We start from the raw sequence: 21,844 nt of genomic DNA, 5'->3' as shown, positions 1-21,844 counted from the left end.
GTTACTAGAGCCATAAACAGCTAGTTATTCATCATATATGAATAGTTAACCGAACTATAACTGCTACTATGACTAAGATAATTGAATAATGCTTATAAATAACTCACTCATCATCAGCGGATAAAAGCCCTTTCCCCAAATGCTACAATCCGGCGAGTTCTGAGTAAATTATTTGCTAAAACCAAGAAAAATGACAGCTTACTAGATGATGTTGAGCTTCTTGTAATTCTGTCCCTTGAGACGAATGACCTCTTGTTCAGATAACTCATAATAGTCAAACATCATCCGCTTCTCCTGAGGAGCAATTTGACGCAACTCTTCCAATAAGACGACCTTAGCGTAACAATTGGCTCGGGCAACCATAGCAGCATCCTCGGAAAGATCTTTATAACTCAAGTTATTATCTAGCTCGGCTAAGACTTTAGTCATTGCACTATCTTTGAAATCGAGATAATGAAGCAGCTGCCAATTGAGCTTATTTCCATGCTCCAGGACCAGGTGGTAGACTTTTTCTGCAGGGAACTCAGTTGCAACGACCGCATCGTAAACTTCTTTGTCCCTACTGCCACTGGCCTCTCTTAGCCAGGTTCCCCAGGTCTTTTCAAACAACTTAGCGCTATTTTTCAGCACAACAGAGGGGCCAAGCTGACTGAGTAAGGTACAGGTATAGACAAAGGAACCGTCCTTCTCGTGTAATTTAGCCAAAGCTTGAGCGGCAATAGCACTCACGACCGAATACCGCCACAGTTTTCGAGTGGTCCAGAGTAAGTTAGCATGCCCGGTAGGCAACCAATTTCGAATACAAAAATAAGGGATCAATAGCTTAATATTTTCGATGCCGATAAAATTAAGCACTAGCTTAATATCGGTGACTTTCACATCGGAACGCTGGGGGCGACGATGACGAAAAGAGGCACTATTAACCATATTAATCAGATCACGAACTAGCCATGACTGCTCTTCTATCAGAGGTTTAAGACGATTGATGTCTATGTTTTTACCTTGCAACAACTCTAACATCAACAACTGATTTTCGTTGATGCCTGAATGCTTCAACACCTGTTCAGGAGAAGAAAGCCTATGTTCTACGGCATTATTAACCGTATTGATAAGTTGTTCCGATACCTCCTCAAACACCTGCTTCGCTTGGATCTGCTTAGCTAATCGCTCTAAAACCGCCTCTCTCTCAATAGCCAATTTATTTGCATCATTTTCAAGCTCGGCATCGAGTTCATCAAACATGGAGTTCGATTTCTGTTTACCGACAATAAGTTGTTGATACAACCTGTGCTCAATCTCAATAATTTTTCCAGGCCTTACACCACCGGCTACCGATATTGCCACGTTTAGCTACTTCCTCACAAAAAATCTATATAGTTACAATTTAGCATTAATCTGATTCATTTAGCAGAAATTACAGAGAATTAACTGTGTTTGAATACTTTTTGCCTTACGATTAACCATCGAATTTGGGCTTGCCACCCATCCACTTAAAATGAGTGGCCACATTCTTCCCTAGAGTAATATTTGTCTTCGGGAAAGAGCCCGTCAACAGACAACTTATCTCAATAGATATAAGTGCCTGCACTAAAGTTCATTATAAAAAACAGGCCTCATAGAAGAGGCCTGTAAAATGATTCTAGATAAGATTATTTAAGCTCTTGCTCAAACAGTTTATAGATACGACGATACTCATCCAGCCAGCTCGATGGCTGCTTGAAGCCATGGGGCTCCACCGGATAGATAGCCGTTTCAAACATAGGCTTCTCAAGTTCAATCAAACGCTGCACCAGACGTACGCTATCCTGGAAGAAGACATTGTCATCGAGCACACCAGACATGATAAGCAGCGGCTTTTCCAAGCCTTGAGCGTGCTCTATAGGGGAGCTACGTTCATAGGCTATGGCATCGACATCCGGCGTATTTAAGATATTTGAAGTATACGGCGCATTATAATGAGCCCAATCAGTCACAGGACGCAAGGCTGCTCCAGCCTGAAATAACTCTGGCTCGGTGAACAAGGCCATAAATGTCAGGAAGCCACCGTAAGAGCCACCATAGGTTCCCACCTTAGCCGTATCGACATTGGTATTGGCTGCCATCCAGCTCACACCATCTTTAAGGTCTTCCACTTCGGGATGACCCATGTTGCGGTAAACCGCAGTGCGCCAATCACGGCCATAGCCTTTAGATCCCCGATAATCCATATCCATTACCACATAACCTTGCTGAGTAAGCAGGTTATGGAACATGAACTCTCGAAAATAACCGGAAAAGCCGTAGTGAGCATTTTGCAAATATCCGGCACCGTGATTGAAAATCACCGCTGGGTATTTTTCAGCTCGAGTCTTATCATAACCTTGTGGCAGATATACCCGGGCATATATATCATCCGCTCCATGGGTGGATGGGACGGCAACCACTTCGGGAGCCTGCCATGGATAATTCTTAAATGCCTCACTGGTATAATGAGTTAACTGCTTACGATCGCCACCAATCACTTTTAGAAACAGTTCAGCGGGTTCGGTGCGGCGAGAGGCATTGAGCAAGAGGCTATTGCCGTCAGGACTGAGTTCATAATCGAGCTGGCCATCCCACTGAGTCAGCTGCTCATCTTTACCCGTGACAATATTGACGCGATAGACATTATCTATGCCAGGATGCGCCTTGTTTGCCTTGTAATAGATGAACTGGGCCTTAGGGCCTAAGGTTACGCTACTCACCACAAACTTACCTTGGGTCAAAGGCTCCGCCTGTTTTCCTTTCTTTTTTAAATAAAGATGGGAGTAGCCAGTTTCTTCCGATAGATAATAAAGAGAATCGGTACCCGTTACCCAACCGAACTGGTTAAAAGTGTAATTAACCCAGGCATTGTCATGAAGTCTGTGCTCAGTCTTCAATGAGCCATGCTCCATATCAAGGCTAGCAATCCATCTGTCTTTGTTATCTAGGGCTTCAAGCATGATAACCAGGTTATGGCCCGAGCCTTGCCATTGAATCGCGCTCTGTGACCAGCCCCAGTCTTGCATCAACTGGATCTTACGCGGCGCCTTCTCACTCTTATAAGACTCACCCTTCGCCTTGGCATTTTCGCTCTTTACTTTAGCCAGTACGTCTTCATCGAAGTCGATTAACCCTTCGATTGTGATGTCTTTCTTAATGTGATTGTCCAGATCCAGCAACACCAACCTCTCTCCCGGAGGATTGTCTTCTGCTACACGCGCTCTTGCAGGGACAGCATCCACATAACCATCTTTGCCCAAATAATTAGGCATGATGTCATGCTCGCTTCGCCAGCTGTACTCCTTGTCGATCAGAGACAAGAGCACATAACGCCCATCGGGAGAAAGACTTAAGTCGGACACTACTTCCTTGTCGCCTAAGTACCAGGTATTAGATGCCATGCTTGGATCGACCTTGTTGAGATCTTCCTTGTATGCTTGTTTCCTTTTGGCTTTATCCTGTTGCAGGGCAACGTATTGAATCAATCTTTGCTGCTGTTTAGCAATATAGCTCTCTGGCTCTTGAACACCTTTTGGCTTAGCTGCCATCTCAATATTAGCAATTTGTTCCAACATTCCGCTATCTTGATGAATTCGAAATATCTGATCGCCTTGCCAAAAAGCTAAGTCACCGCCATCGAGGAAACGAACTCCATCGACGTTAGTGTTCTGCCTGGTTAACTGAGAGATCTTTTCCGAAGCCAACTCCTTAACGAACAGGTTACCTTGATAGATATAGGCTTTACGTGTCTTTTCTCGATCGATAACTCCATCTTGCTGATCTGCAAGATGAAGCTGATTTAGCGATAACGGGGAAGCAATTGCTTGATCCACGCCTTGATTGTAATAGTCTTTGATAGGTGAAGCGTGTGCTTGACGGGCAAAATACACTGACTGGCTGTCATCACTCCAATAGGCCCCCTTGGCGAATAGCCCCATCCAATCAGGATCTGCCATGATCTGATTTAGCGTGAGTAGCTCATCGACTTGAGGAGGGGTTGCGAGTGCCGGATTGACCACGGCTTGATTCACTTGGGCAAGAGACTGAGTATTAGAGTTAGAGTCTGATACCGCACAACCACTTAAGATGGCGATTGTGAGTACACTAAGAGCTGAATTTCGCAGCAAACCTGTCATTATCCTTCCTTCTGTTATTTCAATGATCCTGACTCGCTACTAATAAGTAAGCCATACTTGGTCATTGATATTATTTTGCAAATATTTATATCACAAAAGGGATAAGGATTAGTTAGTGTTTTTTAGAAAACTTGTAACAAGCTAACAAGTTTTAGGATTCATGAATCTGCAAAGAAAGTAATAAAGGCAGGAAAACCATCAAGGCTAGCAAGTTCTGGTTTGAGTACCTAGATCGAGAAAATTCTGTAATAGCTCAAGTCCCTGCTGAGTGAGTACAGATTCAGGGTGAAACTGAACACCTAATATAGGCAGGCTTTTATGACTCATGGCCATGATCTCTCTTCCATGCACAGGATCATCGAACCAGGCATCTAAGATGAAATCTGCGGGTATAGTTTCAACAATCAATGAGTGATAACGTGTCACAGTCAAGGGGTCGTTCAGGGAGGAAAATAGACGAGTATTTGTATGGTTAATCAGACTTGTCTTACCGTGCATGACTCGCTGAGCCCGAATAACCTTGGCACCGAATACCTGAGCGATAGCCTGATGGCCAAGACAAACACCTAATATCGGCAGTTTCCCCGAGAAATACTCGATAGCAGCAAGAGATATCCCAGCCTCATTCGGTGTGCACGGTCCGGGAGAGATAACCAAATATGAAGGATTTAAAGCCTCTATCTCTTCCAAGGTGATCTCATCGTTACGCTTAACCAAGATCTCTTGACCTAGTTGCTGAAAGTACTGCACTAAGTTAAAAGTAAAAGAATCGTAGTTATCGATCATCAACAACATGGAACAAGTTTTTCCTAACAATTAAAGCCGGCGGCAGATGCTATCACAGCCACAAATAATAAAAAAGCCAGTCATATGACTGGCTTTAGTGATTCACATGTAAGTATTACTTAACAAGTGTCAGATGACCTCGACGCTTAGGCTCTGGATCTGGCGACGTCTTATCAGAAGGAGAGTCAGCTGCTGGAGTATCACCTAGTGAAGACTCGACAGACGATAACTCACTCTTTGTATCTGTTAATGGGGCTTGTTCAGGCTTCACCACAGATAAACCAGCTTCTTCAGACTCAGCCTCGACTTGATAAGCATCTTCCATATCGAAGACTGTTCCGGCACCATTCTCTCTCGCATATATTGCTACAATCGCAGCCATAGGCAAGACAACCTGCTGAGGAACACCACCAAAGCGAGCATTAAACTCAATAAAATCGTGACCTATCTGTAGGTTACCTACAGCGGTCGATGTGATATTGAGCACAATCTGACCATCTTTCACATATTGTTGTGGAACCTGAGTCCCCGGCACATAAGCGTCAACGACGACATGTGGGGTAAGATCATTATCCATCAACCAATCATAATATGCTTGCAACAAGTATGGGCGATTTGGTGTCATAGGCTTCATTAGATACCCATGCGCATTTCGCGCTCGGTCTCAGTAAGAGAAGCTTTAAATGATTCACGATCGAATAGACGTGTCATATAGGCTTTTACTTCTTTAGCCGCACGGTTATCTAATTCGATTCCCAGTACAGGTAGGCGCCATAATAATGGCCCCAAATAACAGTCGGCTAGGCCGAACTCTTCAGCCATAAAGTAAGGCATCTCGGTAAATATCGGTGCAATTGCAGTTAAGCTTTCCTGCAACTCTTTACGAGCCGCATCGGCACGATCGCCACTTCGGATTCGCTCAACCAGCGAATACCAATCATTTTCGATGCGGTGCATCATCAAACGAGTCTGGCCACGCGAAACCGGGTATACAGGCATAAGTGGTGGATGCGGGAAACGCTCGTCCAAGTACTCCATGATGATACGTGAGTTATAAAGTATTAATTCACGATCGACCAGAGTAGGAACTGTATTGTATGGGTTTAGCTCGATCAGATCTTCAGGCATCTCACTTGGGTCCGCCTCCAGTACATCGACGGTGACTCCTTTCTCAGCCAAGACGATACGAACTTGGTGACTATAAAGATCGTCAGCACCTGAATACAGGGTCATGATTGAGCGTTTATTGGCAGCAACAGCCATTGATACCCTCCGGGAATTTGATGTCAAAAGCAAAAAACAGAAAGCAAACGAGGGGCAATGCCCCCCGTTTACAATATGCGGATGATACATTCTAACCTTTAAAGGGGTTAGTGTACATCTCTCCAGTATTCTTTCTTCAACAAGTAAGCTAACACGAAGAAGATAAACAGGAAGCCCATCACCCATAAACCTAAGCTTTCACGCTCAAGTTTTACCGGGTCGCCAGAGTAAACCAGGAAGCCGGTGATATCACGAACCACTTGGTCATATTCTTCGGCATTCAGAGATCCACCAGTCGCAACTAGCGTACCATCATCTTGCTTAACCGGGATGCCTTGCAGATGCTCAAGCACATGAGGCATACCCACCGACGGGAACACGATATTGTTCACGCCAAATGGACGATTCTCATCTTTATAGAAACCTTTAAGGTAAGTGTAGATCCAATCTTCACCACGAACACGGGCGACCAAGGTGAGATCTGGTGGCGTTGCACCAAACCACTTAGCCGCAGCATCTTCTGGAATCGAATTTTCCATCAGGTCGCCAGGCTTAGCATCTTTATCGAACATGTATTTTGTACGCATGTCGTCGAGAGAAATACCTAAATCATCGGCTACTCGGCTGTATCTCTGATATTGAGTGCTATGACAACCCGCACAGTTGTGCTGGAACAAATCAAGACCACGTTGTAATGACTCTGTGTCATTGAGATCTATGTTAGCACTCTCTAGATGGACCGACGAACCCGAAGCAAATGCCAATGTGGGTACTAAGGCAACTAATGCAATAAGTAATTTTTTCATTAGTGAGTCAACCTCTCTGGTACAGGTTTAGTCTTCTCGTTCTTACTGTAGAGCCAAAGGAAGAAGAAGAAGCCGAAGTAAGTCAGAGTAAAGATACGCGCAGCAATCGTTAGCTCAGGCGTCGCCGGAACAGCACCTAAATAACCAAGGATGACGAATGAAATCGCAAACTGAGCTAAGTTCAGCTTATGTGTCAGGCTACGGTAACGAACAGACTTAACCTTACAACGATCTAACCAAGGCAGTACAAACAGTACAGCAATCGCTAGTCCCATGCCCATTACACCGATCAGCTTATCGGGAATCGCACGTAATATCGCGTAGAAAGGCGTGAAATACCAAACCGGTGCAATATGCTCTGGGGTCTTCATCGAGTTAGCCGCTTCGAAGTTTGGTCCTTCGAGGAAGTAACCGCCACCTTCAGGCATAAAGAAGAGCACATAACAGAAGACAATCAGGAAGCCAGCGGTGCCAAAAATGTCTTTGACTGTGTAGTAAGGGTGGAATGGGATACCATCGACAGGCCATCCATTTTCATCCTTATTCTTCTTGATCTCGATACCATCCGGGTTATTTGAACCCACTTCGTGCAAGGCAATCAAGTGCAGGAACACCAAGACAACTAAGACCAAAGGCAGTGCAATAACATGCAGCGCGAAGAAGCGGTTCAGAGTCGCGCCGGAGACAACGAAGTCACCACGTATCCAGAGTGTCAGGTCATCACCAATAAAGGGGATGGCACCGAACAATGAGATAATAACCTGAGCGCCCCAGTATGACATCTGTCCCCATGGCAGCAGATAGCCCATGAAAGCTTCGGCCATCAGCACGAGGAAGATAAGCATACCGAATAACCAAAGTAGTTCTCTTGGCTTCTGGTAAGATCCGTAAATAAGACCACGGAACATATGCAGATAGATCACCACGAAGAATGCCGAGGCGCCGGTGGAGTGCATATAGCGCAGCAACCAACCATACTCGACATCACGCATTATGTATTCGATTGACGCGAATGCGCCTTCTGCTGTTGGCACATAGTTCATTGTCAGCCAGATACCTGTCAGTAACTGGTTAACCAGAACTAGCATGGCAAGTGAGCCGAAGAAGTACCAAAAGTTAAAGTTTGTTGGCGTCGCATATTGACCCACATGACGGTTATAAGTCGCCGTCATCGGGATGCGAGCATCGATCCAATCAACTAGATTCTTAATCATTACGCTGCCCCTTGATCGACACCGATGATGACATTGCCTTCATCGATATACTGATGTGGTGGAACAACTAAGTTCAACGGTGCTGGTACACCTTGGAAGACGCGACCAGCCAAATCAAACTTAGAACCATGACACGGGCAATAGAAGCCTGAAGGAACGCCTTCAACTTGCTCACTGAACGTATCCGGTAAATAGGTAGGAGAACAACCTAAGTGAGTACATAGTCCCACCGCGATAAAATACTCCGGATTGATCGAACGAACCGCATTTTTAGCATAAGAAGGCTGTTGTTCTTCTGCCGATGCTGGATCGCGGAGTTGACTGTCGAGTGTGGCAAGATTTGTTAAAATCTCTTTAGTACGACGTACAACCCAGACAGGCTTTCCACGCCATTCGACACGGATTAACTGACCTGGCTCTACTTTACTGATGTTTACTTCAACCGGTGCACCTGCAGCTTTCGCTTTGGCACTCGGATTCCATGACTTTATAAAAGGAACCGCTACAGCGACGGCACCTACACCACCTACTACGGCGGTTGCTGCGGTCAGAAATCTGCGACGTCCGGTATCGACTGGCGCATTGCTCATCCACTTATCTCCAGAGAGTGTTGGAATTTTTGTTTTAAATTATTTTTAAAGTTGGGGGTTTACCCCAAAACTCAAAAACGAAACTTGAGGCGGGGCTCATTATAGCCAAAAATCAGAAGCAGATCATAGTAAATCGAATAACAAAGTTAACTATGTTAGGAAAATAGCCTTTCCAGCGCATTAAATAGTCATCTAGTTATGGAATTAAAGATCATATATGCACAGATAAGTGAAATAAATAAATAACATAGGATGCTAAATTAGTGACTTGGAAGTTTAAAGTAAAAAAAACCCGGCATACGCCGGGATTTTCATCCAAATAGACTTATTTGCCTAAAGGGCTCTTCATATATTTGAAGAAATCACTGTCAGGCTCAAGCACCATGACATTCGAACCACCTTCGAAACTGACCTTATAAGCCTCTAAGCTACGCAAGAAGCTATAAAACTCAGGATCTTGGCTAAATGCATCTGCGTATATCTTAGCCGCAGTCGCATCGCCTTCGCCTCGAACTTCAAGCGCTTTACGTTGAGCCTCGGCTAACATGATAGTGACCGAAGCATCTGTCTTAGCCTTGATGATCTCAGACTGTTCCATGCCTTGTGCTCTGTGCTCTTTCGCTACCGCTGTACGTTCTGCACGCATACGTTGATAGATACTCGAACTCACATTAGCCGGCAAGTTAATCTGCTTGACTCGCACATCAACCACTTCGATGCCTAAGTCTGCCGCACTCTCAGATGCATTTCTCAATGCATCTTGTTGTAGCTCATCACGACTTCCGGAAACAATCTCCTTAATCGTGCGACGGCCGAACTCGGTGCGAAGGTCGTTATTGATCTTACGCTGTAGTAACGACTCGGCGTTAGCCTTGATGCCACCGTTAGTCGACAAGTAGTATTTCTCGAAGTCCTTAATACGCCACTTCACATAGGAATCGACCATAAGATCTTTCTTCTCTGAAGTCACGAATCTGTCTGCTGCACCATCCATAGTCTGGATACGTGAATCAAGAAATTTGATCTTATCGATCATAGGTATCTTGATGTGCAAACCAGGCGCGTAGATACGAGTGATCCCATCATCCTTTAGGATCTTACCGAAACGTGAAACGATCGCTCGTTCACCTTCGTTAACCACTAAAATTGACGACAAGAATACAGCCACTAGCACGGCAGCAATAACCGCTATTAGTCTACCCATGATTAATTCCTCCCCTGACGTTCGCCACGAGTCGGGCGTGTATCCAACGGAACATTAGTTTGAGCCGAAGAGCTATAAGAAGAACTCGTAGTAGAACTAGAGTTTATACTTCTAGGCTTAGTATTCGACTGGCTCTTCTGCATCAACTTATCTAAAGGAAGATACATCATGTTGTTGCTATTCTTAGAGTCAACTAGCACCTTACTGGTGCCGCTCAATACGATTTGCATAGCGTCTAAGTACAAACGCTCACGTGTCACATCGGGCGCAGCCTTATACTCAGGTAACAAGAGGCTGAATCTAGCCACTTTACCTCTAGCCTCTAAGACTTCACGTTCTTTATAGGCTTTAGCTTGCTGCTCCATGCGCTGAACTTGGCCACGAGCCTTAGGCTCGATAGCACGGGCATATGCCTCAGCTTCACGAATGAACCTTTGCTCATCTTCTTGTGCCGAAATCGCATCATCGAAAGAAGCTTTAACTTCTTCAGGCGGGCGAGCAGGCAGGAAGTTCACATCGACAATGGTAATACCTAACTTGTAAGGCTCGATAATACGCTCTACTTCTTCCCAGGTATCACGACGGATCTTGTCTCGGCCTGTGGTCAAGATATCATCCATACTATTATGGCCAACAACATAACGCAGCGCACTGTCCGTCGCCTCACGTAAGCTCTCATTCGCATCGACTGCACTGAACAAGAAATTATATGCGCTGGTCACTCGGTATTGAACGTCAAGCTCAACCAAAACCACGTTTTCATCTGTCGTCAACATGCTACCAGAGGCAGGAATTGAACGAACAGTATTCACGTTGACAGGGAACACTTCATCGATAAACGTCGCTTTCCATTGAAGACCAGGATCGACCTCACCTATGTACTCACCAAATCTAAGTGCGACACCTTTCTCGGCTTCTTTTACCGTATAGAAACCAGAAAGGCCCCATACGACAACGGCTATGCCTAAGACAATAATAAGGGCGAATGAACTAAAAACAGGCCCCTTACCATTCCCTTTACCACCGCCGAAACGCTTCGAAAGATTACGAAAAACTTCATCTAGATCTGGTGGTCCCTTATCGTTACCACTTTTATTTCCCCAAGGGTCTTTATTTCCCTTGTTACCGGGCTCGTTCCAAGCCATTTATCACTCCATAGGTGTATGAATTAAACGAGATTAAAAAATTACTCTACCGCCGAGTCTTCGACAATAAAGTCCTCTAAGTCCCCTTGGCTCTGCTTCACTAATCGGAGCCAATCGGCCTCCAATAAACGAACAGATAAGATACAGTCCCCCAGATCATCAAACTCTTTCTGCTGTATCGCGTCAAGTCGGTAAAACTGACCAAGATAATGCCCGGCTGTTGCCGGGATCCGCAAAGTCAGCTCCAAAGTAGCCCTACCAACGATGTCGTTGATGGCCTCTCTAAGCTGATCTAAGCCTTTTTGTTGCTGCGCCGAAACCCAGACTCTGGTGGGTACACCTTCGTCGTTATAATCTATCCTTGGGTTGACATCCTCTAACAGATCGATCTTATTACAGACAATCAGCTGAGGAATTTCATCGGCACCTATCTCTTTGAGCACCAACTGAACTTGCTCAAAGTTATCCCCCATATTCTCATCATGACAATCGACAATATGAAGTAACAGATCCGCTTCGCGGGTTTCTTGTAACGTCGACTTAAACGCCGCCACTAAATCATGAGGCAAGTGACGAATAAAACCTACGGTATCGGCCAAGACAATCGCGCCATCCGGTAGCTCTAACTTTCTCAAGGTAGGATCTAAGGTGGCAAACAGTTGATCTGCAGCATATACCTCTGAAACTGTAAGCGAGTTGAACAGAGTTGATTTACCCGCATTAGTATAACCGACTAATGAAACCGTAGGCTGCTCACTGCGACGCCTTGCCCTTCGACTCTGTTCTCTCTGTTTATCTACCTTCGCCAGACGCTTGTTGATGGTGCTCATTCTGCCACGGAGTAGACGTCTATCAGTCTCGAGCTGGGTCTCCCCAGGTCCTCTCATGCCAATACCACCTTTCTGGCGCTCCAGATGAGTCCAACCCCGTATTAGACGAGTCGACATATGGCGTAACTGCGCTAGCTCCACCTGCAACTTGCCTTCATAGGTGCGTGCTCTCTGGGCAAAGATATCTAAGATAAGTGCTGTACGGTCCAAGACCCTACATTGGCAAATCATCTCAATATTTCTCTCTTGAGCAGGACTCAATGCATGATTAAAAATCACCACATTCGCTTCTGTCGCTGCGACCAAAGCAGCGAGCTCATCAGCCTTCCCCGAACCAAGGAAGAATTTTCGGTCCGGTGAACGACGGCTCGCAGTGATCAAACCGACTTGCTGAGCACCTGCCGAATCGACTAATAATTGTAGTTCGACTAAGTCTTCCCTACGGTCTTCATCGGCAAAGTCGATATGTACCAAAATGGCATTTTCACCCGCCTCATAACGATCAAACAAAAAGCATACTCCTCAACAACTACTCGCTCGCCTCATCTTGCTGACCATTAAAGCCAGCGGCTTGAGTTGGTGTCGCGTGATGGGTGCTTACAGTGAATGGACGCGCTGGCACAACTGTAGAAATAGCATGCTTATATACCATTTGGCTAACCGTGTTTTTAAGCAAGATAACAAATTGGTCAAATGACTCAACTTGTCCTTGTAATTTAATACCATTAACAAGATAAATTGATACAGGAACGCGCTCACGGCGAAGTGCGTTCAAAAATGGGTCTTGTAAAGATTGCCCCTTTGCCATTTTATAATTTCCTTTTTATTAAAAATAAGTAGTAAAACTAATACAACATAACTTTCTTGTTTAGATTTAGTATTATATAGCGAGGATGAATTAGCTAGCGACAATGTCGCAATACACTCGTTAGATTTGAATCTAACCCAGTTTCCAGCCAATTTAACTCAGACCATCCTCTTAACCATGTTAATTGACGCTTAGCTAATTGCCTAGTAGCAATTACCCCCTTATCGACCATAGTATTATAGTCATAGTCACCATCAAGGTACTGCCAGCACTGCCTATAGCCTACACATCTCATTGAGGGAAGCGCTAAATGCAGATCATTTCGCTGCCTAAGCGTACGAACTTCTTCAACGAAACCTTGATTTAACATCAATTTGAATCTTTCTTCTATAGAAAGATGTAACACTTTTCGATCTTTCGGTGAAATTGCAAATTGAATAACCTCATATGGCAGAGGAGGAGACTTAATTTGCGTCAGCTGCGTTAAACTTTTACCACTGATCCTAAATACCTCTAACGCCCTGGATAATCGTTGAGGATCATTAGGATGAATACGCTCGGCCGAAACCGAATCGACTCGCGTTAACTCATCATGCAGATGTTGCCACCCATGGGTCTGTGCTTCAGCGGCGATCTCAGCCCTTATAACTTCGTCGGCTGCCGGTAGGGGTGATAATCCCTCTAGCAGAGCCTTAAAATAAAGCATGGTGCCCCCTACAAGCAAGGGCGTTTTACCGGACTTTACAATATCGGCAATCTCTCTAAGCGCATCGGTTCTAAAATCCGCCGCAGAGTAACTCTGCAAAGGGTCGCGTATATCGATCAACCTGTGCGGCGCTACCGCGAGTTCTTCTGCCGTCGGTTTAGCGCTGCCTATATCCATGCCACGATAGATAAGAGCCGAATCGACGGAGATGATTTCACAATTGTGCTCTTTGACCAGCTCAATCGCTAACGCCGTTTTCCCTGAGGCTGTGGGGCCCATCAGAGTAATAATTTTCGGTAAACTCGCTTCACTCACTCGTATATACTTCCAACGTTCCAGTACCTAACAAAAAATAGACTCAGTAAATCAGTGCCCTTTTTCCAACCAAACTTGCCAGGGTAAGCTAATGACGTCCGTCATCAACTCCTCTCTCAGGCTCTGTTCCGCTAACATCAAGTCTTGCCAGATTTGAGCCGGAGACTCGAAATTTATTTCGCAATGCTTGGCAATCCAGCTTGCCAACGCCTCCTGGCCTGGCTCTTCAAAACGAAACCACTGTAATAGCTCGGGGATCACACTGACCAACTGACTCTGTCTTAAATATGGGGGCACTTTCTTTATTATCAACTGCCCTAGGCGAATTGTTAGCTCAATTCCTATCTTTCTTAACACTAACTCTCTGTGCTCAATCGTCTCCTTCCAGTCATCATCCATAGGTATTGAGACTGGCATCAGCAGCGGCTGACTGATCAAGCCGCCATCGAGCTTAGCGAATATGCTTATTTGTAAGAGTCTGGAGGCAATTGCTTCTATCGATAATAATGTGAGTTTATCCCCTTGGGTTAACACCCAATATCTAGCGTCCAATACTGGTGGCATGGCTTGCTGCTCATTAGCAAGCTCACTACGCCCTAAGGATGGAACCACAGGAGTGGTCAATAAGGCCCCATAAGAAGCGATAGCCGCAGCCGAAGGTAACTCAGCTTGTGGGCGTGCAGTAGAACTTGGCCTTAAGCCACTTTTGCTTCCAGAGTAGGATGAAGACGATGCAATCGAATACTCATGCTGAGAACCCACAGGGCTTGTACTTGGCCCTTTATCCAAAGGAAGATGAGCTGTAGTGCTGACCTTGCGGCCATCTGGTTCGTTGACTCTCTGAGATTCCTGCACGCCTGCTTGATAAGAGCTTGGGAAAACCTCTAGGTTGCCCTGTTCTTCTGCAGAAAAGACGGGGTTGCCGACTTGTGAGAGTGCCGATTGCAGTGCCTGTAAAATATAATCATGGACATAGCGGCTCTGATGAAACCTCACTTCATGTTTAGCCGGATGCACATTGACATCGACTTGATGAGGATCGAGTTCGAGCATCAGCACATAGCTAGCCTGAGCTCCGGTAACATGCTCGGCGAAGGCTTGTCTAACAGCATGATTGACGAGTCTGTCACGAACCAGTCTGCCGTTCACATAGAAGTATTGGGTGTCACTGGCCGGGCCCTCGAAGTAGGGCGACTGAATATAGCCTGACAAATTCAAACCTTCATGTTCGCACTTGACCTCTAGTGCCTGCTGCGCAAACTTCTTACCACTAATCTGAGCTAAGCGTTGAAGATATTGATCTGAGGTTTTTGCCGGTCGATAGTTTCTCACTACCTTGCCATTGTTTTTTAACGTGAAATGTATGTCTCCTCTCACCAAAGCAATGCGTTTAAGCCACTCATCGATGTGAGTAAATTCGGTCTTGTCGCTTTTAAGAAAACGTCTTCTGGCTGGAGTATTAAAAAACAGATCCACGGCCTCTACAGTTGAACCTACTGGGTGGGCCGCAGGGATCACCTTAACGGCCATATCAGAGCCTTCGGCATAAGCCTGCCAAGCTTCACTCTGCTCAGCCGTGCGTGAGGTCAAAGTTAATCTGGAAACAGAGCTGATACTCGCTAACGCTTCACCGCGGAAGCCAAAACTTAAGATAGCATCGAGATCGTCTAAGGTGCTGAGCTTAGAGGTGGCGTGTCTGGACAGAGCCAAGCTCAGCTCTTCTTTCGGGATCCCCGAACCATCATCATGAATTTTAATCAGTTTACTGCCGCCCTTCTCGATCTCTATATCGACTCGGGTCGCACCAGCATCTAAGCTATTTTCAACTAACTCCTTGATGACTGAAGCCGGTCTTTCGACAACTTCACCCGCCGCAATTTGGTTAGCTAACTGAGGTGGCAATATCTGAATAGTCATAATTTTTAGCTCTCAAAACAGGGGGAACTCACAAGATCACTTAAGATAAATTAAGCTCTTGGAATAACTAACTTTTGACCGATTCGAATGTTGTTAGACTTTAGATTATTGGCTTTCTTAATGCTAGTAACTGACACTTGATACCTGTGAGCAATAACAGACAGGGATTCACCCTTGCGAACATTATGCTTTCGCGAACCTTTACTTGCCATCAAAGAATTAACCGGCGGATTATTCTCGAAATACTTGACAACACCCTTGTGTACCGCATTGGCAATATTATTCTGATGCTGTCTTTGAGACAACAATCTCTCTTCTTTGTGATTAGAGATAAAGCCAGTTTCAACCAAAATGGAAGGGATATCGGGTGATTTTAGTACTGCAAAACTTGCCGATTCAGGCTTGTGCTTATGCAGTTTGGTCACTTTACCTAAGTTAACAAGTACATCGTCGGCTATGTTATGGCTAATAGCCATAGATCTATCCATAGACATATCCAGCAAGGTCATAGCCAAATATTGTTCATTATCGGTATTTTGGATAATCTCACCGGCACCACCCAAGAGCTCTGAATGCTTCTCTTTATGCTCTAGCCAGCGACCGATTTCACTATTCGCACGCCTCATAGACAAGACCCAAACCGATGCGCCCCTAGGTTGTGGCGAGGTAAATGCGTCGGCATGAATTGAAATCAGAAGATCCGCTTTACTATTTCTGGCAATTTCAGAGCGCTTATTTAGATTCACAAAGTAATCACCAGTGCGAGTCATGACGGCTCTCATGCCCGGTGTTGCGTTGATTTTAGCCGCTACTTTCTTAGCAATTTCCAGTACCACTTTTTTCTCATAGATCCCCGATGGTCCGATAGAGCCAGGATCGTCTCCCCCATGACCCGCATCTATGGCGACAACGACGTCTCTCAGCTTCTGGGTCGGTTTACTCGGCTGACTCACAGTGACAGAAGAACGACTGTCATCCAGGTCTACCACTAAGCGATTTCCATAGGGAGCCGTTGGCGGCAGCGAAAATAGGTTCGCTTTTACCGGTTTTACCAGATCGATAACTAGACGTAAGGTCCCCTTAGAAGGCGGTTTACTTATCCTCACCCTCTTAACCAATTTACTGTTATTAGCCAATTTGCTGAGATTTAATGAGGTCGTGGTTCCCTTGAGATCGACGACGAGTCGATAAGGACTAGTCAGATTGAAATGCGTATATTTAGGTGCATGAGTGAGATCGAAAACGACTCGAGTCGACTCTGGAGCGGCCCAGATACGCACACCATCTAGCTTGTTGGCACTATGGACAACAAAAGAGGTACTTAGTGTCAGCATCACAAGTATAGCTTTGAGAAGATTTTCGATTTTTATCATTATTATTTAAGTTTACTTAGCAATACTTGCCCTTTGGTTGATCCTGAAGTTATTTCAACTTCTCGGCTAGTACCCACATATTTAATTGCAATACTGATATCGGCTACAGGCATTAATCCATGCCCCCTATCAGGCCACTCAACGAGACATATACTCTTATCGGTGAAATAATCTCTGATACCCATATATTCAAGCTCTTCGGGATCGCTCAACCTGTATAGATCGAAATGAAATAGCTCAATATCACCTAACTCGTAGGGTTCAACCAGGGCGTAAGTTGGGCTCTTTACCGCTCCTTCATGACCCAATGCCTGAATCAAGCCTCGGCTTAAAGTCGTTTTCCCTGCACCAAGTTCACCCGATAAATTCAGTGTTAAAGGCGGGGTAATGACGTGCGCTAATCGCTTACCCAGCTCCACTGTATCTTGCTCATTATCTAGAAAAACTTTAACCGATGCCATTGTATTAACTTTACCCTTTTTATAGCTGTTTCGAACCCGCTACTTTATACCAAATTGCTTATCAGCTAAACAGGTTTCACTAACATAGCGACAATTCATTAATTAAAGATGATTAACCAGAGGGCGAATATGGGGCATCAAGTCACTCGCGAGCATACCACGCTCTCCTGCAATAGCCGCTCGGTCAGCTGCCTCACCATGAACCACAACCCCCATTATGGCTGCATCGAATAGGCTAAAACCCTGAGAAATCAATGCAGCAATTATACCTGACAGCACATCCCCACAACCTCCGCTCGCTAAACCAGGGTTACCCACAGGAGCCACAACACATTCTTTTCCATCATATACTAAGGTTCCTGGACCTTTTAGGACAACAATGCCACCGTATCGTTGCTGTATATTTTCAACCGCAGCAAACCTATCCCGCTCAACTTCAGCAGTAGTGATTCCCAGTAATCGGGCCGCTTCTCCACTATGGGGAGTCAGTACCCAGTTATCATTATTACAAGGCTCCTCACTCAGCAAGTTAAGGGCATCAGCATCCAGTACGCATGGTTTATCACTCAATCCCACCGCCTTAAGTAGGTTATAGCCCCATGCCAGCTTCCCTAAACCTGGCCCTATGAGTAATGTGTTCGCCCATCCCAGTCTGAAATAAACTTCCATATCGACTAGCTCACATCCCCAAAACATCAATTCCGGTCGGCCGGCATTGATCGTGTGCTGATGCTCAGGCCTTGATAACACAGTGACTAACCCGGTACCCGCTCTTAAGCAAGCTTCTGCCGCCAGTCTAATAGCTCCTGCCATGCCCTTATCACCACCAATAACAGTGACTTTCCCCGAAAGACCTTTATGTGTATCTCTTGCTCTGGGGGAGAGCATGTCGGCGAAGAGATCACTCGAAACACGAGTCACCTTAGATCCTGGCAAATAGGGCAAGAGTCCAAGCTCTGCAAAGACCAACTCGCCGACACATTGTCTGGCATGCCCAGTCAGCAAGCCTTGCTTCAAACCGCCAAAGGTCAGGGTCATATTCGCTTGAACAGAGCAGAGACCACTGCCTGTATCGGCATTTAGACCCGATGGTACATCCAAACTAAAGACCCAAGCTTTACTGCAATTGATCGCAGCAATGATATCTCGAAATGGGTCTCTAGGCTCTCCCTTCAACCCTAGGCCTAATAAACCATCTATGATGACTTCCGCCGCCACTATTTTCTCTATATTTGGAGTCTCTATGACTCCAGCTTCAGCCTTAAAACCATCACGAGCATGGATAAACTCAGCAGCGATCACCTTAGCCTCTTTGGGATTAACAGGTCTAGACACTGCCATCAAGGAGACATCGAAACCTGCTTCTAACAAGTATCTCGCACAGACGAAGGCATCGGCACCATTATTACCGTAACCAGCAAGCACCAAGACAGGGGTTGTACTGTTTTTCCTTTTGACTAGCTGTCGATAGGCCGCCTCGCCAGCTGATTCGACTAAATCTATATAACTAGCGAGGCCACTACTAACCAGACCCAGCTCAGCCTCTCTTATTTGTGAAGCCTTATACAGTTCACAAGGGAGTACCGAAGCATTTTCTAACATGACGAATCTTCCTCGAGGGTGAATGAGTACATCATATTGATATAAAGTAAGATTAGTAGAGTTAGAACCTAAACTCGTCAATAGATTCAGTCATCCTTGTGCCTATTTAACCATGATTTGATCTGGCACAAGAAATGGAGAACAAGAATAGAGAGTAGAATGGAGAGTAGAACAATGTAATGAATGACAAAATGAAGAGGTAACTGCAGAGGAAACTGATGACAGTAATAAAAGATATGTCTTAAGTTATCGAGAAGCAATAAAGGCACCCTCAGGCACCTTTATCAAATAGCTTAGCCGTCTAATACCTATTGATATTAGATGTCATCCATACGTATACTGCTATGAACCAGTCTTTGCTGTTGAATTCTCTCGACACGCACAAGCTCATTTAACGTTCCAGCGATATCCACAGAGGAGGAATGCTCGGCGGTTACCTGCAGAAGATCGATCAATAGATTGTCTAATTTCAGGTGCAAATCTAAGATATCTTCTTCAGACATATTTGCTGTCAAGACGGTGTCGTGACATCTCTTTATAAAATCTTCAAAAACAATGTCTTTATACCAGGTATCCAGTACTTTTTTAGGTGCTGAATCAATATAGTTTTCCAGCTTCTGTGATACCCCTCTCTGATGCTGCTGGAAATATTCAAGCATCATTTTCACTCTTGTAGAGTCCGCCTCGGTTTGCAGTCTGCTATAGAGTTTCGCCATCTCTACTCGGCAAGTAGCAACATAACTTAATAGTTCACTTAGTTGTTGAAATCGCATGTTTGCACTCCAAAATCTTGCCAAAAGTTGGCTAAAGTAATTTTTTACTGCAGCCATTATGGGGACAAACACTAATGGAATACTTGAACAAGCTCTAAGTTTGTTACATCCGGGCTGGCTACATTAGGAATAGTTAAAGAATTTCGCTATTCATCACGCAAATGGCAAGAAGGTGATATAGGCATGAAATAGCAGGGGAATGAGATCTGTGGAGAGCTATGAACGAATAATGAAGGTTAGTACACTTTGTGTTTTGAGAATTCTAATACAGAGATATTGAAGCTGAGATAATAGGAATGTTGAGACTGGAGTTTTTAGTAAGAAGGAAATTGGAGCGACATATCGGGTTCGAACCGATGACCTATACCTTGGCAAGGTATCGCTCTACCAACTGAGCTAATGTCGCTTAAAACTTTCTTATTGAAAGATTTTGGTAAATCTTTCAATCGAGATTGAAACGATATATCAGGTTCGAAAAAAACAACCGATGACCTATACCTTGGCAAAAAAAAGTATCAACTCTTTCAAGTAATCAACTGAGCGAATGCAGCTTTCAATCTTTTAAATTGGAGCGACATATCGGGTTCGAACCGATGACCTATACCTTGGCAAGGTATCGCTCTACCAACTGAGCTAATGTCGCTTAAAACTTTTTCTTAAAGACCTTGGTAAATCTTTAAATCTAGATTGAAACGACATATCGAGTTCGAAACAAACAACCGATGACCGATACCTTGGTAAGGTATCGCCCTTTTGCTCTAAACAAAAGAGTCAACTGAGCTAATGTCGCATAATCTTTTAAATTGGAGCGACATATCGGGTTCGAACCGATGACCTATACCTTGGCAAGGTATCGCTCTACCAACTGAGCTAATGTCGCAAATCTTTCTTTCGAACAACTTCAACTGTAAACATCACTAAAAGTATCGTCTTTCTGCCTTTAACAACTGAGCTAATGTCGCTTAAAATTTTTAGTCTCGAATATTTGGCGTATCCAAAACGTTTTTAAATTGGAGCGACCATTCTTCACATAAAGAGTGGATTCGAACCGATGACCTATACCTTGGCAAAAAAAGGTATCAACTCTTTCAAGTAATCAACTGAGCGAATGCCGCTTTCAATCTTTTAAATTTGGAGCGACATATCGGGTTCGAACCGATGACCTATACCTTGGCAAGGTATCGCTCTACCAACTGAGCTAATGTCGCATTCATACTATTTACTAACTTACTTGTCAGCAAAAGTTGAGGCCGCATTATATGAGAATTTCATATTGCTGCAACCCCTTCTTGAAAATAAATGTCTGTTTGGTCAAATTTTGAATACTTTTGCGCGATAATACTGCAATTCGGCAATAGACTCCTGGATATCCACGAGTGCCTTATGGGTTCCCTGCTTAGTAAACCCATCCATAAGCTCTGGCTTCCAACGCCTGGTTAGCTCCTTGATAGTACTTACATCTATATTACGATAGTGAAAGTAATCTTCTAGCTTTGGCATGTACCGGTTCATAAAACGTCGATCTTGACCTATGCTGTTACCACACATAGGTGATGTGCCTTGAGGAACATATTGAGAAATAAACTCTATCGTCATGGCAATGGCATCGTCTTCACTATATTGACTGCTGCGCACTCGCTTGACTAATCCTGACTCCCCATGATGCTTTTGGTTCCAATCGTCCATTATAGCGAGCTGTTCATCAGTCTGATGAATCGCAATAACAGGCCCTTCAGCAAGAATATTTAACTCTTTATCTGTCACTATTGTTGCGATCTCTATGACCCTATCGGTCTCTGGATCTAACCCAGTCATCTCTAAATCTACCCAAATGAGATTGTTTGCATCTGCAACCATAGATCTGCCTTATTCTTCCTGTTTGCCTAAATTCAGGCTTTTTTGTTTAAGACCG

The 21,844-nt window shown here is 44.6% G+C and carries 19 protein-coding genes and 4 tRNA genes; all 23 read right to left on the bottom strand.

Annotation, left to right across the window (positions count from 1 at the left end; translation table 11 throughout):
- Positions 1 to 201: 201 nt before the first annotated feature.
- Complete coding sequence (locus tag FS373_RS22385) at positions 202 to 1,344, bottom strand: HDOD domain-containing protein (protein WP_144044901.1); 1,143 nt, start codon at positions 1,342 to 1,344, stop codon at positions 202 to 204.
- A 305-nt stretch (positions 1,345 to 1,649) separates the two neighbouring features.
- Positions 1,650 to 4,139: a S9 family peptidase gene (locus tag FS373_RS22380; protein ID WP_152830647.1), complete on the bottom strand. Its 2,490-nt coding sequence runs from the start codon at positions 4,137 to 4,139 to the stop codon at positions 1,650 to 1,652.
- Between the two features lie 204 nt (positions 4,140 to 4,343).
- A complete protein-coding gene (locus FS373_RS22375; RefSeq protein WP_144044899.1) occupies positions 4,344 to 4,934 on the bottom strand; it encodes an anthranilate synthase component II in 591 nt (196 codons plus the stop codon).
- Between the two features lie 106 nt (positions 4,935 to 5,040).
- Entirely contained in the window at positions 5,041 to 5,559 is a 519-nt protein-coding gene (locus FS373_RS22370; RefSeq protein WP_152830646.1) for a ClpXP protease specificity-enhancing factor, read from the bottom strand.
- Complete coding sequence (gene sspA / locus FS373_RS22365; RefSeq protein ID WP_144044897.1) at positions 5,559 to 6,188, bottom strand: stringent starvation protein SspA; 630 nt, start codon at positions 6,186 to 6,188, stop codon at positions 5,559 to 5,561. The genes FS373_RS22370 and sspA overlap by 1 nt, the downstream gene beginning before the upstream one ends.
- Before the next feature lie 107 nt (positions 6,189 to 6,295).
- The gene (locus tag FS373_RS22360) at positions 6,296 to 6,994 is read right to left on the bottom strand and encodes a cytochrome c1 (RefSeq protein WP_144044896.1); all 699 of its coding nucleotides are present in this window, start codon (positions 6,992 to 6,994) and stop codon (positions 6,296 to 6,298) included.
- Complete coding sequence (locus FS373_RS22355) at positions 6,994 to 8,208, bottom strand: cytochrome b (protein ID WP_152830645.1); 1,215 nt, start codon at positions 8,206 to 8,208, stop codon at positions 6,994 to 6,996. The genes FS373_RS22360 and FS373_RS22355 overlap by 1 nt, the downstream gene beginning before the upstream one ends.
- Positions 8,208 to 8,798 carry a ubiquinol-cytochrome c reductase iron-sulfur subunit gene (gene petA, locus FS373_RS22350; protein WP_144044894.1) on the bottom strand — a complete coding sequence of 197 codons (591 nt, stop codon included), beginning with the start codon at positions 8,796 to 8,798 and terminating at the stop codon, positions 8,208 to 8,210. The genes FS373_RS22355 and petA overlap by 1 nt, the downstream gene beginning before the upstream one ends.
- Positions 8,799 to 9,123: 325 nt before the next feature.
- Entirely contained in the window at positions 9,124 to 10,002 is an 879-nt protein-coding gene (gene hflC, locus FS373_RS22345; RefSeq protein WP_144044893.1) for a protease modulator HflC, read from the bottom strand.
- A gap of 2 nt (positions 10,003 to 10,004) precedes the next feature.
- Positions 10,005 to 11,147, bottom strand: a complete 1,143-nt coding sequence (gene hflK, locus FS373_RS22340; protein WP_144044892.1) for an FtsH protease activity modulator HflK — start codon at positions 11,145 to 11,147, stop codon at positions 10,005 to 10,007.
- 41 nt (positions 11,148 to 11,188) lie between these two features.
- A complete protein-coding gene (gene hflX, locus FS373_RS22335; RefSeq protein ID WP_144044891.1) occupies positions 11,189 to 12,487 on the bottom strand; it encodes a ribosome rescue GTPase HflX in 1,299 nt (432 codons plus the stop codon).
- A gap of 19 nt (positions 12,488 to 12,506) precedes the next feature.
- A complete protein-coding gene (gene hfq, locus FS373_RS22330) occupies positions 12,507 to 12,785 on the bottom strand; it encodes an RNA chaperone Hfq (RefSeq protein WP_144044890.1) in 279 nt (92 codons plus the stop codon).
- A 94-nt stretch (positions 12,786 to 12,879) separates the two neighbouring features.
- The gene (miaA, locus tag FS373_RS22325; RefSeq protein ID WP_144044889.1) at positions 12,880 to 13,806 is read right to left on the bottom strand and encodes a tRNA (adenosine(37)-N6)-dimethylallyltransferase MiaA; all 927 of its coding nucleotides are present in this window, start codon (positions 13,804 to 13,806) and stop codon (positions 12,880 to 12,882) included.
- A gap of 51 nt (positions 13,807 to 13,857) precedes the next feature.
- Positions 13,858 to 15,723, bottom strand: coding sequence for a DNA mismatch repair endonuclease MutL (mutL, locus tag FS373_RS22320; protein WP_144044888.1), 1,866 nt, complete (start codon positions 15,721 to 15,723; stop codon positions 13,858 to 13,860).
- A gap of 50 nt (positions 15,724 to 15,773) precedes the next feature.
- A complete protein-coding gene (locus FS373_RS22315; RefSeq protein WP_144044887.1) occupies positions 15,774 to 17,096 on the bottom strand; it encodes an N-acetylmuramoyl-L-alanine amidase in 1,323 nt (440 codons plus the stop codon).
- Between the two features lie 2 nt (positions 17,097 to 17,098).
- Positions 17,099 to 17,557, bottom strand: a complete 459-nt coding sequence (tsaE, locus tag FS373_RS22310; protein ID WP_144044886.1) for a tRNA (adenosine(37)-N6)-threonylcarbamoyltransferase complex ATPase subunit type 1 TsaE — start codon at positions 17,555 to 17,557, stop codon at positions 17,099 to 17,101.
- A 102-nt stretch (positions 17,558 to 17,659) separates the two neighbouring features.
- Positions 17,660 to 19,159, bottom strand: a complete 1,500-nt coding sequence (locus tag FS373_RS22305; RefSeq protein WP_144044885.1) for an NAD(P)H-hydrate dehydratase — start codon at positions 19,157 to 19,159, stop codon at positions 17,660 to 17,662.
- Between the two features lie 317 nt (positions 19,160 to 19,476).
- Positions 19,477 to 19,932: a hypothetical protein gene (locus FS373_RS22300; RefSeq protein WP_144044884.1), complete on the bottom strand. Its 456-nt coding sequence runs from the start codon at positions 19,930 to 19,932 to the stop codon at positions 19,477 to 19,479.
- A 330-nt stretch (positions 19,933 to 20,262) separates the two neighbouring features.
- Positions 20,263 to 20,338 (bottom strand) — tRNA-Gly (locus FS373_RS22295).
- 161 nt (positions 20,339 to 20,499) lie between these two features.
- Positions 20,500 to 20,575: transfer RNA gene (locus tag FS373_RS22290), tRNA-Gly, on the bottom strand.
- Between the two features lie 161 nt (positions 20,576 to 20,736).
- Positions 20,737 to 20,812, bottom strand: a tRNA-Gly gene (locus FS373_RS22285).
- 252 nt (positions 20,813 to 21,064) lie between these two features.
- A tRNA-Gly gene (locus FS373_RS22280) sits at positions 21,065 to 21,140 on the bottom strand.
- 103 nt (positions 21,141 to 21,243) lie between these two features.
- Positions 21,244 to 21,789: an oligoribonuclease gene (gene orn, locus FS373_RS22275; RefSeq protein WP_144044883.1), complete on the bottom strand. Its 546-nt coding sequence runs from the start codon at positions 21,787 to 21,789 to the stop codon at positions 21,244 to 21,246.
- Positions 21,790 to 21,844 lie beyond the last annotated feature (55 nt).

The sequence above is a fragment of the Shewanella sp. YLB-07 genome (assembly GCF_009377275.1).
This window is presented reverse-complemented; position numbering and strand designations above follow the sequence as displayed.

What these genes read in the sequence shown, in the direction of transcription:
- FS373_RS22355 (WP_152830645.1), bottom strand. Translation starts at nt 8,208, where the DNA reads ATGATTAAGAATCTAGTTGATTGGATCGATGCTCGCATCCCGATGACG.
- mutL (WP_144044888.1), bottom strand. Translation starts at nt 15,723, where the DNA reads ATGACTATTCAGATATTGCCACCTCAGTTAGCTAACCAAATTGCGGCG.
- FS373_RS22375 (WP_144044899.1), bottom strand. Translation starts at nt 4,934, where the DNA reads ATGTTGTTGATGATCGATAACTACGATTCTTTTACTTTTAACTTAGTG.
- hfq (WP_144044890.1), bottom strand. Translation starts at nt 12,785, where the DNA reads ATGGCAAAGGGGCAATCTTTACAAGACCCATTTTTGAACGCACTTCGC.
- FS373_RS22300 (WP_144044884.1), bottom strand. Translation starts at nt 19,932, where the DNA reads ATGCGATTTCAACAACTAAGTGAACTATTAAGTTATGTTGCTACTTGC.
- FS373_RS22315 (WP_144044887.1), bottom strand. Translation starts at nt 17,096, where the DNA reads ATGATAAAAATCGAAAATCTTCTCAAAGCTATACTTGTGATGCTGACA.
- tsaE (WP_144044886.1), bottom strand. Translation starts at nt 17,557, where the DNA reads ATGGCATCGGTTAAAGTTTTTCTAGATAATGAGCAAGATACAGTGGAG.
- sspA (WP_144044897.1), bottom strand. Translation starts at nt 6,188, where the DNA reads ATGGCTGTTGCTGCCAATAAACGCTCAATCATGACCCTGTATTCAGGT.
- FS373_RS22305 (WP_144044885.1), bottom strand. Translation starts at nt 19,159, where the DNA reads ATGTTAGAAAATGCTTCGGTACTCCCTTGTGAACTGTATAAGGCTTCA.
- FS373_RS22370 (WP_152830646.1), bottom strand. Translation starts at nt 5,559, where the DNA reads ATGAAGCCTATGACACCAAATCGCCCATACTTGTTGCAAGCATATTAT.
- hflK (WP_144044892.1), bottom strand. Translation starts at nt 11,147, where the DNA reads ATGGCTTGGAACGAGCCCGGTAACAAGGGAAATAAAGACCCTTGGGGA.
- petA (WP_144044894.1), bottom strand. Translation starts at nt 8,798, where the DNA reads ATGAGCAATGCGCCAGTCGATACCGGACGTCGCAGATTTCTGACCGCA.
- FS373_RS22360 (WP_144044896.1), bottom strand. Translation starts at nt 6,994, where the DNA reads ATGAAAAAATTACTTATTGCATTAGTTGCCTTAGTACCCACATTGGCA.
- FS373_RS22380 (WP_152830647.1), bottom strand. Translation starts at nt 4,139, where the DNA reads ATGACAGGTTTGCTGCGAAATTCAGCTCTTAGTGTACTCACAATCGCC.
- hflC (WP_144044893.1), bottom strand. Translation starts at nt 10,002, where the DNA reads ATGGGTAGACTAATAGCGGTTATTGCTGCCGTGCTAGTGGCTGTATTC.
- orn (WP_144044883.1), bottom strand. Translation starts at nt 21,789, where the DNA reads ATGGTTGCAGATGCAAACAATCTCATTTGGGTAGATTTAGAGATGACT.